13 protein-coding genes are annotated in these 16193 nt (G+C 65.7%); 9 read left to right on the forward strand and 4 right to left on the reverse strand.

From position 1 onward, the window contains the following. The first annotated feature begins 82 nt into the window (after window positions 1-82). Window positions 83-2020 (forward strand): acetate--CoA ligase, encoded by a 1938-nt coding sequence (gene acs, locus RZN05_RS18435; RefSeq protein ID WP_317228144.1) that lies wholly within the window; start codon window positions 83-85, stop codon window positions 2018-2020. Window positions 2021-2237: 217 nt separating this feature from the next. Here acs and RZN05_RS18440 read toward each other — a convergent pair whose 3' ends face one another. Continuing rightward, the gene (locus RZN05_RS18440; RefSeq protein WP_317228145.1) at window positions 2238-4031 is read right to left on the reverse strand and encodes a peptide MFS transporter; all 1794 of its coding nucleotides are present in this window, start codon (window positions 4029-4031) and stop codon (window positions 2238-2240) included. A gap of 149 nt (window positions 4032-4180) precedes the next feature. On the opposite strand from RZN05_RS18440, the gene RZN05_RS18445 reads away from it, so the two are divergent. Continuing rightward, a complete protein-coding gene (locus tag RZN05_RS18445) occupies window positions 4181-4777 on the forward strand; it encodes a nitroreductase family protein (RefSeq protein WP_317228146.1) in 597 nt (198 codons plus the stop codon). 18 nt (window positions 4778-4795) lie between these two features. Next, window positions 4796-5152, forward strand: coding sequence for a GntR family transcriptional regulator (locus RZN05_RS18450; RefSeq protein ID WP_317228147.1), 357 nt, complete (start codon window positions 4796-4798; stop codon window positions 5150-5152). 31 nt (window positions 5153-5183) lie between these two features. Here RZN05_RS18450 and RZN05_RS18455 read toward each other — a convergent pair whose 3' ends face one another. Beyond that, window positions 5184-6392: an LL-diaminopimelate aminotransferase gene (locus RZN05_RS18455; RefSeq protein ID WP_317228148.1), complete on the reverse strand. Its 1209-nt coding sequence runs from the start codon at window positions 6390-6392 to the stop codon at window positions 5184-5186. A 133-nt stretch (window positions 6393-6525) separates the two neighbouring features. Between RZN05_RS18455 and RZN05_RS18460 the strand changes: the two genes are divergently transcribed. The 3 genes from RZN05_RS18460 (at window position 6526) to clpS (ending at window position 9642) form a co-directional block, all read left to right on the forward strand. Then, a complete protein-coding gene (locus tag RZN05_RS18460; protein ID WP_317228149.1) occupies window positions 6526-8247 on the forward strand; it encodes a PHA/PHB synthase family protein in 1722 nt (573 codons plus the stop codon). A gap of 116 nt (window positions 8248-8363) precedes the next feature. Next, entirely contained in the window at window positions 8364-9131 is a 768-nt protein-coding gene (phaP, locus tag RZN05_RS18465; protein ID WP_317228150.1) for a phasin family protein, read from the forward strand. 178 nt (window positions 9132-9309) lie between these two features. Then, on the forward strand, window positions 9310-9642 hold the full coding sequence (gene clpS / locus RZN05_RS18470; protein WP_317228568.1) for an ATP-dependent Clp protease adapter ClpS: 333 nt from the start codon (window positions 9310-9312) through the stop codon (window positions 9640-9642). Window positions 9643-9766: 124 nt separating this feature from the next. On the opposite strand, the gene RZN05_RS18475 is transcribed toward clpS, so the two are convergent. Next, the gene (locus RZN05_RS18475) at window positions 9767-10477 is read right to left on the reverse strand and encodes a Crp/Fnr family transcriptional regulator (RefSeq protein ID WP_317228151.1); all 711 of its coding nucleotides are present in this window, start codon (window positions 10475-10477) and stop codon (window positions 9767-9769) included. 151 nt (window positions 10478-10628) lie between these two features. Here RZN05_RS18475 and murA point away from each other — a divergent pair, with 151 nt between their 5' ends. From murA to RZN05_RS18490, 3 genes are all read left to right on the forward strand, one after another. Continuing rightward, window positions 10629-11912, forward strand: a complete 1284-nt coding sequence (gene murA, locus RZN05_RS18480) for a UDP-N-acetylglucosamine 1-carboxyvinyltransferase (protein WP_317228152.1) — start codon at window positions 10629-10631, stop codon at window positions 11910-11912. A gap of 103 nt (window positions 11913-12015) precedes the next feature. Next, window positions 12016-12912, forward strand: a complete 897-nt coding sequence (locus RZN05_RS18485; RefSeq protein WP_317228153.1) for an iron-containing redox enzyme family protein — start codon at window positions 12016-12018, stop codon at window positions 12910-12912. Between the two features lie 61 nt (window positions 12913-12973). Next, entirely contained in the window at window positions 12974-14725 is a 1752-nt protein-coding gene (locus RZN05_RS18490; protein WP_317228154.1) for a bifunctional metallophosphatase/5'-nucleotidase, read from the forward strand. Window positions 14726-14826: 101 nt separating this feature from the next. Here RZN05_RS18490 and RZN05_RS18495 read toward each other — a convergent pair whose 3' ends face one another. After that, complete coding sequence (locus RZN05_RS18495; RefSeq protein WP_317228155.1) at window positions 14827-16143, reverse strand: cystathionine gamma-synthase family protein; 1317 nt, start codon at window positions 16141-16143, stop codon at window positions 14827-14829. Window positions 16144-16193 lie beyond the last annotated feature (50 nt).

The following is a 16193-nucleotide window of genomic DNA, read 5'->3' on the forward strand; positions in this document are numbered from 1 at the left end:
GGCGACGTAACGGATTCTGCGACTTGCGCGCGGCGCGCGGTTGGGGACAAGGGGAGCGCATAAGAACGGGAGCGGAGCGATAATGAGCGACAGCCTGTACCCTGTATCCGAGGCGTGGGCGCGCACCGCGCGTGTCGACGCGGCGGGATATGAAAAGCTGTACGGGCGCAGCATCGCCGATCCGGGAAGCTTCTGGCTCGAGCAGGCCAAACGGCTGCAGTGGATGAAGCGGCCCGAAGTCGCGGGCGATTGGTCGTTCGAAGAAGACGATTTCCACATCCGCTGGTTCGCCGACGGCAAGCTCAATGTCGCGGCCAATTGCATCGACCGGCATCTGGCCAGCCGCGGCGGCGATATTGCGATCCTCTGGGAACCCGACGAGCCGAGCGAGGAACCGCGGCGCTACACCTATCGACAGTTGCACGAGGAAGTCTGCCGCTTCGCCAATGTGCTCAAAGGCGAGGGCGTGCAGAAGGGTGACCGGGTCACGCTCTACATGCCGATGATTCCGGAGGCGGCGTTCGCGCTGCTCGCCTGCGCACGGATCGGCGCGATCCATTCGGTGGTGTTCGGCGGCTTCTCGCCCGAGGCACTGGCGGGACGGATCACCGATTGCGATTCGACCGTGGTGATCACTGCCAACGAAGGCCGGCGCGGCGGCAAGCGCGTACCGCTGAAGGCCAATGTCGATGCGGCGGCTGGGCACACGCGGTGCCTGCAGAAGGTGATCGTGGTGCAGGCGACCGGCGGCGCGGTCGATATGAAGCCGGGCCGCGACGTCTGGTATCACGAGGCCGCGGCGAAGGTTTCCGCCGAATGCCCGGCCGAACCGATGGGCGCCGAGGATCCGCTGTTCATCCTCTATACCTCGGGATCGACCGGCAAGCCCAAGGGCGTGCTCCACAGCTCGGCGGGGTATCTGCTCTGGGCGAGCTACACGCACGAACTCGTGTTCGATTACCGGCCAGGTCAGGTCTATTGGTGCGCAGCCGATATCGGCTGGGTCACCGGGCACAGCTATATCGTCTACGGACCGCTGGCGAATGGCGCGACGACGCTGATGTTCGAGGGTGTGCCCAATTGGCCAGACGCCTCGCGGATCTGGCAGGTGGTCGACCGCCACCAGGTCGAGATACTCTACACCGCACCGACTGCGTTGCGTGCGCTGATGAAGGAAGGCGATGCGTATGTCGCCAAGACATCCCGGAAATCGCTGCGGCTGCTCGGCACGGTGGGCGAACCGATCAATCCCGAGGCGTGGCGCTGGTATCACGAAGTGGTCGGCGAGGGGCGCTGCCCGATCGTCGATACCTGGTGGCAGACCGAAACCGGCGGGCAGATGATCACACCGCTGCCCGGCGCGACCGCGCTCAAGCCGGGATCGGCGACGCTGCCGCTGCCAGGCGTCGATCCCCAGATCGTCGATACCGAGGGCAACGTGTTGCACGGCGCAACCGAGGGCAATCTGGTGATCGCCAAGAGCTGGCCTGGGCAGATGCGCACCGTCTGGGGCGATCACGATCGTTTCTTCCAGACCTATTTCACCATCTACAAGGGCAAGTATTTCACCGGCGACGGGTGTCGGCGCGACGAGGACGGCTATTACTGGATCACCGGGCGGGTCGACGACGTGATCAACGTCTCGGGGCACCGGATGGGGACTGCCGAAGTCGAGAGCGCGCTGGTTCTCCACCCCAAGGTCGCCGAGGCGGCGGTGGTCGGCATGCCGCACGACATCAAGGGGCAGGGCATCTACGCCTATGTCACCCTGAACGCGCATGTCGTGGCCGACGAGGCGCTGCGCAAGGAATTGCGCGACTGGGTACGGGCCGAGATCGGGCCGATCGCGACGCCCGACGCGCTCCAGTTCGCGCCGGGGTTGCCCAAGACACGCTCGGGCAAGATCATGCGGCGGATTCTCCGGAAAATCGCCGAGGGCGACGTGTCGTCGCTGGGGGACACGAGCACGCTTGCCGATCCCGCGGTGGTCGACGATCTGGTGGCGAACCGAGTGGGCTGATTGCAAGGTTGCAATTATTGCAACCGTCCGCCGGAAACATTGCATTTGCGGGAAATCCCACGGCGACCCAGATGCGTCCTATGCTGCATTGCAGCAAGAACCTTCCAAAGGATTGCCCGATGTTCTCGTTAATTGCGCTATTCGTGGCGCGGCGTCGCAACGTTGCCTGAAGCAAAGAGGGGGAGCGGAAACGCTCCCCCTTTTCGTATCCGGCGACTTACTGGACGCCGTGCATCCACTTCTTGAGCGGCCAGCTGAGCAACAGCAGGAGCACGCCCAGGCCGATCGCCCAGTACGAGATCAGCGTGAAGACGTGGACATAGACGTCGAGGCTGACCTTCAGGTTGGTGACCTGGCCACCGACGGTCTCGACGCTGGCGACCTGCGCGATCATCCCCGCGACATATTGCGCGACCGAGATCGACAAGAACCACACGCCCATCATCAGCCCGACGACACGCGCGATCGACAGCTTGGTGATCATGCTGAGACCGACCGGCGAGATGCAGAGCTCGGCGAAGCTATGGACGAAATAGAGCCCGGCGAGCCACCAGATGCCGACCTGGAACCCGGCATCAGCGAACTGCGCGCCCCAGACCAGCAGCAGGAAGCCGCCCGCGACGCCGATCAGCGCGATGCCGAACTTGACCGGGATCGACGGCTCGAGCCCGCGCTTGGCCAGCGACGTCCACAGGATCGACATGAACGGTGCGAGCAGCACGATGAAGGCGGCGTTGAAGAACTGGGTCTGCGGCGCGGTGATACTGAACAGCCCGAACACCGACAGGTCGGTATTGCGATCGGCGAACAGCGTCAGCGACGAGCCCGCCTGCTCGAACAGCGTCCAGAAGACGACGTTGAACACGATCAGCGTCATCGCCGCGAGCATCATCTGGAATTCCTGGCGGCTGCCCGAGAGGAACGACCAGATCAGGATGCCGGGGACCGAGAGCGCGAAGGTGCCGAACAGGAACTTGCCCATGATCGGCAGCGACGCGATGTAGCCGAGGATCCCCGAGCCGGGCTCGGGCTCGACCGAGTTCATCAGGTTGACGTAGAGGAAATAGAAGACCGGGACGATCAGCAGCGCGCCGGCATAGATGAACCATTGCTGCCGCTCGACTTCGGGCCGTGCGGGCGGCTCGCCATAGCCGGCGAGCGTGTTGCCGTTGAACTGGATCAGCGACCACGACACCATCATGCCGATCGCAGCGAGGCCGAAGCCCGCCCACCAGCCGAACAGCACCGCGAGCAGCGGGCATAGGATCTGCGAAAACAAGGATCCGATGTTGATGCCCATGTAGAAGATCGTGAAGCCGGCGTCGCGCCGGCGGTCGCCGACTTCGTAGAGCTCGCCGACCATCGTCGAGATGTTAGGCTTGAAGAAGCCGTTGCCGGTCGAGACCATCGACAGGCCGATCAGCATGATCATCACGTAGAGCGGGCTGCGATCGGCGTCGGATTCGAAGTTGCCCTTGGCGACTTTGCGCGCGAGCTGGCCGTTCTCGAGCAGGTCGACTGTGCCGTCCTCATTGCCCTTGATCTCGAGCTTCCGGGTACCGTCGACGACGTAGCGGACCTGCTTGTCGCCGGCCTGCTCGATCGAGACTTCGTAGCGCTGGCCATCGATCTTGGCGTGGGGCTGCGCGGTGGGGCCGCCGAAGCACAGGATGAGATAGCCGAGCGACATCACGATAGCGCCGAACTTGACCGCGCGCTTCGAGCCGAGGAACTGGTCGGCCAGATAGCCGCCGACCAGCGGGGTGAGGTACACCAGCGCGGTGAACCCGCCATAGATGCCCGTCGCCTGGCGATCGCCGAACATGAAATGCTGGGTTAGGTAGAGCGTCAGCAGCGCCCGCATGCCGTAGAAGCCGAACCGCTCCCACATCTCGGTGGTGAACATCCGCGCGAGCTGGCGGGGATGACCGAACCAGGTCTTCTCCGCGGCCGGATTGACGCGGGTGATATCGGGTTCTGCCGGGCTGTCGGCGGTGGGGCTTTCTACCATGCGTGAATTGCTTTCAAATGGGGTTCCGGGAGCGGGCCCGGCGCATGGGCGGCCAAACTAGACGGAATGAAGCCGCTGTAAAGGCGCGCGTATTTTTGTTGCGCCGCACGCATATTGGCGGGCGCGGCCGGCCACCCTAGATGGCGGGGATGTTCAACGATCGCACTACGCCGCTAAGCCTTCTCCAGACTCGCCGATCGGGCAAGCCGCGCGACATGGTCGCGCCCGGGCCGAGCCCGGAGCAGCTGCACGAGATGGTCGCGATCGCGGCGCGGACGCCGGATCATGGCAAGCTCGCGCCGTGGCGGTTCGTGATCGTTCCCGACGACGCGCGGCCGGCGCTGGCGAAGAAGCTGGTCGAGATCCAGCGTGCCGAGAAGCCCGACTGTAGTGCGCGGGACGACGAGGCGGCGGCGCAGTTCGTCACGCAGGCGCCGGCCTTGGTGGTGGTGCTTTCGGCGCCGGTGATTCCGCATAAGATTCCCCTGTGGGAGCAGGAATTGTCGGCCGGGGCGGCGTGCATGAACCTGCTCCATGCCGCGCATGCGATGGGGTTCGTCGGCGGATGGCTGACCGGCTGGGCGGCTTATTCGAACGCAGTGCGCGACCTTTTTGGCGATGTTTCGCAGCGAATTGCCGGGTTTGTGTTCATCGGCACGCCCGGGCGCGAACTCGAGGAGCGGCCGCGCGGCGAACTGTCCGAAATCGTACATCAGTGGAATCCCGGGTATGGACCTGATCGCTAATCGGTGTATTATCGCAGCATGACAGCGCTCGAGCACGACGATTCACCCGTGTACCTCAAGCTTCGCGCCACCATCGCTGCGGCGATATTGCGCGGCGAATATCGCGCGGGGGACCAGCTCCCTTCGGTCCGGGCGCTCGCCGCCGAGCATGGCGCCAATCCGCTGACCGTCGCCAAGGCGTATCAGAGCTTCCAGGACGACGATTATGTCGAGGTGCGCCGCGGCGTCGGCATGTTCGTGCTACCCGGTGCGGTCGAGCGGCTGCGCGTCGCCGAGCGCGAGCGCTTCCTGAAGGGGCATTGGCCGCGGGTGCGTGAGCATATCGCGCTGCTCGGGCTCGACGTGCGCGAGCTGCTGGACAGCGAACTGGCCTGACGGGGCGGGCGAACCCGCCCCGCTGAACGAATTACCCCGCGTTGGCGCTGGGCGTGTTGACGCCCATCGACTGGAGATATTTCCGCACGTTGCGCGCGGCCTGTCGCAGGCGCTGCTCGTTCTCGACCATCGCGATGCGGACATAGCCTTCGCCATTCTCGCCATAGCCGACGCCGGGTGCGACTGCGACCTTGGCATGACTGAGCAGCTGCTTCGAGAATTCGAGGGAGCCCAGATGCGCGAGCGCCGGCGGCAGCGGCGCCCAGGCGAACATCGAGGCGGGCGGCGAGGGGATGTCCCAGCCGGCGCGGCCGAAGCTCTCGACCATGACGTCGCGGCGCTTGTGATAGAGCTGGCGGTTCTTCTCGACGATATCCTGCGGGCCGTTCAATGCGGCGCAGGCGGCCGCCTGGACGGGGGTGAAGGCGCCGTAGTCGAGGTACGACTTCACGCGCGTCATCGCCGCGATCAGATGCTTGTTGCCGACCGCGAAGCCGATCCGCCAGCCGGCCATCGAATAGGTCTTGCTGAGCGAGGTGAACTCGATCGCGACGTCCTTGGCGCCCTTGACCTGGAGGATCGAAGGCGTCGGATTGCCGTCATAATAGAGCTCGGAATAGGCAAGGTCGGAGATGATCCAGACCTTGTTCTCCTTCGCCCAGGCGACGAGGCGCTCGTAGAAGGCGAGGTCGACGGCCTCGGCGGTGGGGTTCGACGGGTAGTTCACCACCAGGATGCTCGGGCGCGGAACGGTGAAGTTCATCGCGCGCTCGAGGCTCTCGAAATAGTGATCGTCGGGAGTGGTCGGCACCGCGCGGATCGTCGCCCCGGCGATGATGAAGCCGAAGGTGTGGATCGGGTAGGACGGGTTGGGCGCGAGCACGACGTCGCCCGGCGCGGTGATCGCGGTGGCGAGGCTGGCGAGCCCTTCCTTCGATCCCATCGTCACGACGACTTCGGTCTCGGGATCGAGATCGACGCCGAAGCGGCGGCCATAATAGTTCGCCTGGGCGCGGCGGAGGCCGGGAATGCCCTTGGACTGCGAATAGCCGTGCGCGTCGGGCTTGGACGCGACTTCGCACAGCTTCTCGATGACGTGAGCCGGCGGAGGCAGATCGGGATTGCCCATGCCGAGATCGATGATGTCCTCGCCTGCCGCACGCGCCGCTGCCCGCATGCCGTTGACTTCGGCGATGACGTAGGGCGGCAGCCGCTTCATGCGGTAGAACTCTTCGGACATTCCCACTTCTCTCTTCGGGTTTGGGCGCTGCATTGCGCCGTGGGGCGTTCCTACGCCATTCCTGCCAACTCGGGAATGACGAGTTGGCTTGTCGGCGCTAAAGCGTCGATACGCGCTGCCGGAGAGGAACTGCATGGCCGACACCACGACTCCGCTGCCCAGCCTGGAAGACCTGCAGCACTGGACCTGGGTGCTGGGCAAGGCGCAGCAGATGATGCTCGAGCACGGCTTCGACCTGATGGGCCAGATGCCCGCGGCGCCGGGGATGGACCCGACAGGCGCGCTGCGCGCGAGCGCCAATTTCTGGGCCGATACGATGCAGCTGTGGCAGCGCTTCCTCGATCCCGCCAACGCGACGCCGTTCGAAGAGACCCCGGAGCAGGCGCGCGACAAGCGCTTCAAGGCGCCGCAATGGCGCGAAGAGCCGGTGTTCGACTTCCTGCGCCAGAGCTATTTCATGATCGCCGATCACATGCTGAAGGGCGTCGATGCGCTGGAAGGCATGGATCCCCGCCAGAGGGACCAGATCCGCTTCGCGACCAAGGGCTTCATCGACGCGGTGAGCCCGACCAACTTCCCCGCGACCAATCCGCAGGTGCTCGAGAAGATCGTCGAGACCAAGGGCGAGAGCCTGCTCAAGGGCCTGCAGCACATGCTGGGTGACATCGCCAAGGGGCAGATGACCCAGACCGCAGAGGGCGCGTTCGAGCTGGGCAAGAACCTGGCGATGACCCCGGGCAAGGTGGTCAAGCGCACGCCACTCTATGAGCTGATCCAGTACGCGCCCACGACCAAGCAGGTCCACGCCACGCCGCTGATCATCTTCCCGCCATGGATCAACCGCTTCTACATCCTCGACCTCACGCCCGAGAAGAGCTTCATCGCCTGGGCAGTGGCGCAGGGGCTGACCGTGTTCGTGGTGTCGTGGAAGTCGGCCGATGCGAGCATGAAGGACGTCGTCTGGGACGATTATGTCGAGCGCGGCCAGATCGATGCGATCGACACGGTGCGCGACCTGCTCGGCGTCGAGGGCGTGCATGCGATCGGCTATTGCGTGGCGGGGACGACGCTGGCGGCGACGCTCGCCGTGCTGGCGGCACGCGGGGAGAGCGCGAAGGTCACGAGCGCGACCTTCTTCACCGCGCAGGTCGATTTCAGCGAGGCCGGCGACCTGACGATGTTCGTCGACGACGACCAGCTCGCGCTGATCAAGTCGCTGGGCGGGGAGGGATTCCTCGACGGGCGCTACATGGCCGCGACGTTCAACCTGCTGCGCGGGCGCGATCTGATCTGGAACTACGTCACCAACAATTACCTGATGGGGCAGGATTATGCCCCGTTCGACCTGCTCCACTGGAATTCGGACGTCACCAACCTGCCGGCGACCTGGCATCTGAGCTACCTGACCGACCTGTACCGCGACAACAAGCTGGCGGTGCCGGGCGCGCTGACCATCGACGGCACGCCGATCGACCTGGGGAGGGTGATGACGCCGACCTATGTCCAGGCCGGGCGCGAGGACCATATCGCGCCGGCGGCGAGCGTGTGGAAGATCACCCACCACTTCAAGGGACCGATCAAGTTCGTTCTCGCCGGATCGGGTCACATCGCCGGCGTGGTCAATCCGCCCGCGGCGGGGAAATACCAATATTGGGTCAACGATTCGAAGGTCGAGACGCTTGCCGAGTTCATGGCGGGCGCCAACGAGACCAAGGGAAGCTGGTGGCCGGACTGGGTGGAATGGATCGAGGACGTCGATAGCGCCAAAGTGGATGCAAAAGGCGCACGCGTGCCTGGCAGGGGCAAGCTCAAGGCGATCGAGGATGCGCCGGGAAGCTACGTTCGCACCCGCTGACAAGCAACATTCCGTAACGTAAAAGACATCATTGTGCAGTGCACAAAAATGCTATTGCAATGCATGCAACAGCTCCTTACATGCTGCATTGCAGCAATAGTCAGGGGACGATTCGCATGGCCACCAAGGGACCAAAAGCGCCGGCAAAGCCCGTCGCCGTACCGCCCGCGGCGCGCGCCAAGAAGCCGGCCGCGCCCAAGACTGTGGCTGTTGCTCCCAAGGCTGAGAAGCCCGCGCCGACCGCAATCATCGAAGCAGCAGCTCCGGTGAACGAGGCCGGACCGGCCCCGGTCGTGGAAGCAGCGTCGCAGGAAGTAGTCGAAACCGTCGAAGCCGCGGCAGAGCAGGCACAAGCCGCCGTCGCGGAAACCGTCAACGAAGCCGAGGTCGCCGTCGCGGCGGTTTCGGAACCCATCGTCAAGGAAACCATCACCATGGCTACCAATTTCGAAAACACCGCCACTGCCAACACCGCCAAGGCACAGGCCCTGTTCAGCGATTTCAACGATCGCACCAAGGCTGCCGTCGAGAAGTCGACCAAGCTGGTCGAAGAAGCCGGCGAGTTCGCCAAGGGCAACCTCGAGGCCGTCGTCGAGTCGGGCCGCATCGCTGCCAAGGGCTTCGAGAGCCTGGGCCAGGACGCTGCCGAATATGGCCGCAAGTCTTTCGAGAACGCCACCTCGGCGATGAAGACCCTCGCGACCGTCAAGTCGCCGACCGAGTTCTTCAAGCTGCAGAGCGACTTCGTTCGCGGCGCGTTCGACGCCTATGTCGCCGAAGCATCGAAGAACACCGAAGCCGTGATCAAGCTCGCCGGCGACGCCGCGCAGCCGATCTCGAACCGCTTCGCGGTCGCCGTCGAAAAGGTGAAGACCGCCGCCTGAACGCACGCAGCGTTCGAGTGACCGCGTAGAACGGGGCGGCTGCCGAAAGGCGGCCGCCCTTTCGCTTTCCGGCGGTGCGTGCGCTTTTTGAAGCTTAACGGGACGGCTGTGGCCTTGCTTCGCCCCTGCCGAACCCATATTTTCGAGCGTCATGGCCGAAATCAGCAAAAATATCCGGATGGCCGAGGACGGCGACGACGACACCGGCACGCGCGATCCCGCGGTCGGGCTGGCGACGCGCACCCGCACGCGCACCAAGAAGCCGACGCCGTACCGCGTCCTCATGCTCAACGACGACTACACGCCGATGGAGTTCGTCGTTTTGTGCCTCCAGCGCTTCTTCCGAATGAGCATGGAGGAGGCGACCCAGGTGATGCTTCACGTCCACCAGCGCGGCGTGGGGGTGTGCGGGGTGTTCAGCTACGAGGTCGCCGAGACCAAGGTGAGCCAGGTGATCGACTTCGCCCGGCAGAACCAGCATCCGCTCCAGTGCACGCTGGAGAAGGCGTAAGCGGGGCTTTCCCGACGTTAAAGCATCCATGTGCTCCGGCGAAGGCCGGAGCGCTGGGTAACCGGGCGCATCGCGGGCCGCCAGGGCTCCGGCCTTCGCCGGAGCACATGAGTTCTTTGGCCTGCTAGCTCCGCGGCTTGGGCAGCCAGCTGAGATCCAGCCCGACATAGCGATTGACGAAATTCGCCGCGCGCGTGAGCGCCGGCTCGTCCTTCAAGGTGACCCTGCCGCCTTCCCGCCCGATCAGGCCGGTTTCCTCGAGCTGGCGCAGCATGCGGTTGACATGGACCGCCGTGAGCCCGGTGGCGTCGCCGATCTCCTCCTGAGTCAGTCCGAGCAGGAAGGCGTTGTCGATGCTTTTGTCGGTCGCGCGCAGCCGGCTGCGCAGTTCGAGCAGCAGCGCGGCGACGCGCGCCCTGGCGCTGGTGCGGCCGAGCGCGGCAAGCCGATCGGTCAGGGCGACGCGCTCGATCTGCGAATAGACCAGGATCAGCGCCGAGAGCCGCGGATGCCCGGTCATGATATCGGCGAGCGCGGCGCGGTCGAACGGCGAGACGACGCAGTCGGAAAGCGCGGCAAGCGTCTCGGGCGCCTCCTGATAGATCGCGCTGGAGATGCCGAGGATGTCGCCGGGAAAGAGGAAGCGGAGGATCTGGCGGCTGCCGTCGTCGAGCAGCACATAGCTCATCATCAGCCCCTTGCGGAGGATGAACAGTTCGTTGCACGCCTCGTTCTCGCGCTGAAGCACCGCCCCGCGGCGCACATGCCGCTGGCGTTCCTCCAGGTTGTCGAGCGCGGCACTCTCACCGGGGGTGAGCGCGACCAGCTCGTTCAATATGTCCGCGAAACAACTACCCGACACGCAATCGTATTCCCCCCGAGCCACGTGCAAAGCAGTGCCGCGGAATCAATGCATTAAAGTCGATCAATCCCGCCCACGGTCCGGCGCGCTTGCGCGTGCGCCCGGAGCGGCTAGAAGCTCGGACATGGACCGTATCCTTATCCGCGGCGGAAACCGCCTCTCCGGCAAAATCGCCATTTCGGGCGCAAAAAACGCGGCGCTCACACTGATGCCGTGCGCGCTGCTGACCGACGAGCCGCTGACGCTGCGCAACCTGCCGCGCCTCGCCGATGTCGACAGCTTCGGACATCTGCTCAACGAACTCGGCGCCTCGACTGCGATCGAGGGGACGCGGCCCAATGATTTCGGCCGGGTGCTGACGACGCGCGCGGGCAAGCTGACCTCGACCGTCGCGCCCTATGACATCGTGCGGAAGATGCGCGCGTCGATCCTGGTGCTCGGGCCGCTGCTCGGCCGCGCCGGCGAGGCGACGGTGTCGCTGCCCGGCGGCTGCGCGATCGGCAACCGGCCGATCGACCTGCACCTCAAGGCGCTGCAGGCGATGGGCGCCGAGATCGAAGTCGCCGCGGGCTATGTTAAGGCCTCGGCACCCGGCGGGCGGCTCACCGGAGGCCGCTTCAGCTTCCCGGTGGTGTCGGTCGGCGCGACCGAGAATGCGCTGATGGCGGCGGTGACCTGCAAGGGCACGACCGTGCTCGACAATGCCGCGCGCGAGCCCGAGATCGTCGATCTCTGCAACCTGCTCGTCGCGATGGGGGCGCAGATCAGCGGCATCGGCACCGAGCGGCTGGAGATCGAAGGCAGGGATCGCCTGCACGGCGCGACCTATGCCGTGATGCCCGACCGGATCGAGGCGGGCAGCTATGCCTGCGCCGCGGCGATCACCGGCGGCGATGTCGAGCTGGTCGGCGCGGCGGCGAACGACATGCGCGCGACGCTCGACGCGCTCACCCAGGCCGGCGTGACCGTCGAGGAAACGAAGACGGGCATCCGCATCGCCGCCGAGGGCAAGCTCAAGCCGCTGACCTTGTCGACCGCCCCGTTCCCGGGTTTCGCCACCGACATGCAGGCGCAGTTCATGGCGATGCAGCTGGTCGCCGAGGGCGCCAGCGTGTTCACCGAGACGATCTTCGAGAACCGCTACATGCACGTTCCCGAACTGGCGCGGATGGGCGCGCATATCGATGTTCGTGGGCGCACCGCGGTGGTGCACGGCCCGGCCAAGCTGGTCGGCGCGCCGGTGATGGCGACCGACCTGCGCGCGTCGATGAGCCTGATCATCGCCGGCCTCGTCGCAGAGGGAGAGACGCAGGTCAGCCGGGTCTATCATCTCGATCGCGGCTATGAGCGGCTCGAGGAGAAGCTCCAGGGCGTCGGCGCCGATATCGAGCGTGTCGGCGACGGTTGAGGAAATCGTACTGATCCAAATCAGTTAGCCCACGGCACGGCCACAATCGCGGAACTCTCCCATCGCCTTGCCGGTTTAACGGCCCGGCAGGAGAGCAATCCAAATGGCTACACGTCTTCGCGACTTCGCACACGATGCGGGGTCGCAATTCCTTACCGACAGCTTCCAGCGCGGGCTGGCGCATTGGAACCGCGAGCGGCTCGAACCCGGCTTCCCCGAGGCAGAATGGAGCCGGACCTTCGAGCGCGATGTGAAGATGCAGCGGCTCGAGGGTGCATTCCTCGAGGAGCTGCGCGCCGAGGTGATCGACGAGGCGGCCGCGGCACCGACCGATGTCGCGGGCTTCATCGACTGGTTCGAAGGGCTGAAGGCGCGGGGCCCCGGCCAGGGCGATCCGCTGTTCCCCTGGCTCGCCGAGGAGGCGGACCGGGATCAGCTTCGATGGTTCTTCGAGCAGGAGGCCGCGGGCGAAGCCGGGTTCGACGATCTGGTGGCAATGACCCAGGTCAAGCTGCCGGTGCGTCCCAAGCTGGAGCTCGCCCGGAATTACTGGGACGAGATGGGCCACGGCACGGCCAAGGGGATGCACGGGCCGATGCTCGATGCGCTGGTCGAGACGCTGCAGGTCGATCCGGTGATCGAGAACACCGTGTGGGAAAGCCTGTGCCTTGCCAATGCGATGACCGCGATGGCGACCAGCCGGCGCTATGCCTGGCATTCGGTGGGTGCGCTCGGCGTGGTCGAGCTCACCGCGCCGGGGCGTTCGGCGATGGTTGCCGAGGGACTCAAGCGCGTTGGGCTCAGTCCCAAGGAAGCGCGCTACTTCACGCTGCACGCGGTGCTCGACATCAAGCATAGCGAGGACTGGAACCGCGAGGCGATCCGTCCGGCAGTCGAGGAAGACCCGCGCCGCGCGACCGCAATGGCCGAGGGTGCGCTGATCCGATTGAAGTGCGGCGAGCGTTGCTTCGAGGCGTATCGCGCGCGGCTTTGGGGCTGACGCAAACGGACATCGCGCGGTAACATCTCCCGGCCACGGGCGTGGCAGTTCGGAGATGAAGATGCGCGGTTTGATCGGATTGGTGGCGGCGGCGATGCTCGCGGGATGCGCGGGGCAGGTCGCCGGACCGGGAGCGGTGCCCGCATCCGCGCCGGTGTCGGTCCAGATCATCGCGTTCAACGATTTTCACGGCAATCTCGAAGCCGGCAAGCTCGCGGTCGATATCCCGGGCGATACGCCGACGCGCGTCCCCGCGGGCGGCGCGGCCTATTTCGCCTCGGCGGTCGCCAAGCTGCGCGAGGGGCAGGCCAACAGCATCACCGTCTCGGCAGGCGACATGATCAGCGCGAGTCCCTTGGTCTCTTCGATGTTCCTCGACGAGCCGACGATCCACGCGATGAACCTGGTCGGCGTCGACTTCAACGCAGTCGGCAACCACGAGTTCGACCGGGGCCAGAAGGAGCTTCACCGGCTCCAGGACGGCGGCTGCGAGCAGAACACCAAGCACAAGCCCTGCGCGGTCGAGCCCTTCCCCGGCGCGCGCTTCGGCTATCTCGCCGCCAATGTGGTCAAGGCGGGCGGCGAGACGCTTTTCCCCAGCTACGGCATGCGCAGCTTCGGCAGCGGCGCGAGCCAGGTGAAGGTCGCCTTCATCGGGATGACGCTCAAGGGAACGTCGACCCTGGTGATGGCGAGCGGGATCGAGGGGCTGAAATTCGAGGACGAGGCCGACACGGTCAACGCGCTGGTGCCGAGGCTCAAGGCAGAGGGCGCCGATGCGATCGTCGTGCTGATCCACCAGGGCGGCTATTCGAAGGCGGCGTTCGACGCGAACAGCTGTGACGGGATGACCGGCGACATCTTCCCGATCCTCGAGCGGCTCGATCCGCGCGTGGATCTTGTCGTGTCGGGGCACACGCACAATGCCTATGTCTGCGACTATGGCAGCATCGACGCGAACCGCCCGCTGCTGCTGACCAGCGCGGGCTATGGCGGCACGTTGCTCACCGACATCCGGCTCGACATCGATCCGGTGGCGGGGCGCGTCGTCGCCAAGCGCGCGAACAATGTGATGATCCAGGGCGAGGCGTTCACCAGCGCCAAGGGGCCGGTGCCGATCAGCGAGCGCTATGCGCGCTATGTGCCCGAGCCCCGCGTGGCGGCGCTGGTCGCGCGCTATGCCGCGGCCGCGAAACGCTACGAGGAGCGGCCGATCGGGCGGATGACTGCCCCGGCGCCGCGCGCGGACGGCTTGCAGGAGCAGGTGCTCGGCAATCTGGTCGCCGACGCGCAGCTTGCCGCGACCGCCGCGCCGGCAAATGGCGGGGCGGAGATCGCACTGATGAACGCCGGCAGCGTTCGCGCCGCGCTCACCCCTCGCGCAGACGGCACGATCACCTTCGGCGACATCTATGCGGCCCAGCCCTTCGGCAACGTGATGGTGATCAAGCGGATGACCGGCAGGCAGCTGCGGGCGGTGCTCGAGCAGCAGTTCGACGAGAACAAGGCGGGGGGGCGCAATCTGCTGCTGGTCTCGCGCGGGTTTGGCTTCGGCTACGATCTCGGCAAGCCGGTGGGGCAGCGCGTGATCGATCCCAGGCTGAACGGCGCGCCGCTTGTCGACGAGCGGGTGTATCGCGTGGTGATGAGCAACTTCCTGGGCAATGGCGGCGACGGGTTCAGCACGCTGATCGGGCATGACGAGATGCTGACCGCGATCAGCGACCTCGACGCGCTCGAAGCCTATTTCGCGCGCGGGCCGGTAACGCCGCCGGCGACCGATCGCACGCGCGACGTGACGCTGCGGAACTAGCGAGGGCGGCTGAACGCGCGGGTGCGCCTAGCCCCTCCCCTTGAGGGGAGGGGGCTTTGACAGTCCATGAATGGCGAACGTCACCCTCATCTGGCGGGAAGTCACACCGTCTTCAGCGCTTCCTCGAAATCGGCGATCAGATCATCCGCGTCCTCGACGCCGATCGAGATGCGGACGAGATTGTCCGAGATGCCGAGTGCGTCCTTGCGGGCCTGCGGCACCGACAGATGCGTCATGCCTGCGGGATGGCTGGCAAGCGTCTCGGTGCCGCCGAGGGACACCGCGAGCTTTGCGATCTTGAGCGCGTCGAGGAAGGCGAACGCCTCCGTCTCGCCGCCCTTGAGATAAAGCGAGAAGGTCGAGCCCGCGCCGGTGCAGTGGCGCCTGTAGATGTCGGCCTGGCGCGCGTCTTCGCCGCGCTCGAGGAAGCCGAGATAGCCGACCTTCTCGACCTTGGGGTGGCCGGCCAGGAATTCGCAGACCTTGGCGGCATTCTCGCCCGCGCGGCTCATCCGAAGCTCGAGCGTCTCGAGCGAGCGCAGTAGCATCCAGGCGGTGTTGGGATCGCAGATGGTGCCGATGGTGTTGCGCATCAGCCGGATCGTGTTGATGTGCTCCTTCGATCCAAGCACCCCGCCCGCGACGAGATCCGAATGGCCGCCGGCATATTTGGTCAGCGAATAGACGACGATGTCGGCGCCCTGCTTGAGCGGCTGCGCCCAGAGCGGGCCGAGGAAGGTGTTGTCGATCGCGATCGGCGGCTTGGCACCGGTGAAGATCGCGTCGCGGCTGGCGGCGACGGCCTCGACATCGACCAGCGCGTTGGTCGGGTTGGCGGGGCTTTCGAGATAGATCAGCGCGACGTCGCCGCTGCTCTGCGCCTCACGCATCACCGCGTCGATCTCCTCGCGGGTGGCGCCCGCGGGGAAATCGAGCCACTTAACGCCGAAGCGGCCGAGGATGCGCCCTATCAGCGTCTCGGTCGCGGCATAGAGCGGGCCCGAATGGACGATCGTGTCGCCCGGCTTGACCATCGACAGGAACAGGGTGGCGATCGCCGACATGCCCGACGAGAAGGCCAGCGCATCCTCGGCCTCTTCCCAGATGGCGAGGCGATCCTCGAGGATTTCCTGGTTGGGGCCGTTGAAACGCGAATAGACCAGCCCCTCGGCGCCGCCCGGGCGCTTGCCGGTGACACCCTCGAAATGGCGCTTGCCGGCCGCGGCATTGGGGAAGACGAAGGTCGAGGTCAGGAAGATCGGCGGCTTGAGCGAGCCTTCGGAGAGCACCGGATCATAGCCGTGCCCCATCATCATCGTCGATGGCCTGAGCTTCCGGCTGCCGACCTTGTCGACGCTCGGCTTGGGGCGGCGGCGCGGGGAGGCGCCGGTCAGCTCGGCTTCGGTTTCGTCGGTCATCGGGCTCTCCAAATTCTGTTGGTTGACCGCTCCCTAGCCGAAGAGCCGTA

The sequence above is a fragment of the Sphingomonas sp. HF-S4 genome (assembly GCF_032911445.1).
Taxonomy (GTDB): Bacteria; Pseudomonadota; Alphaproteobacteria; order Sphingomonadales; family Sphingomonadaceae; genus Sphingomonas; species Sphingomonas agrestis.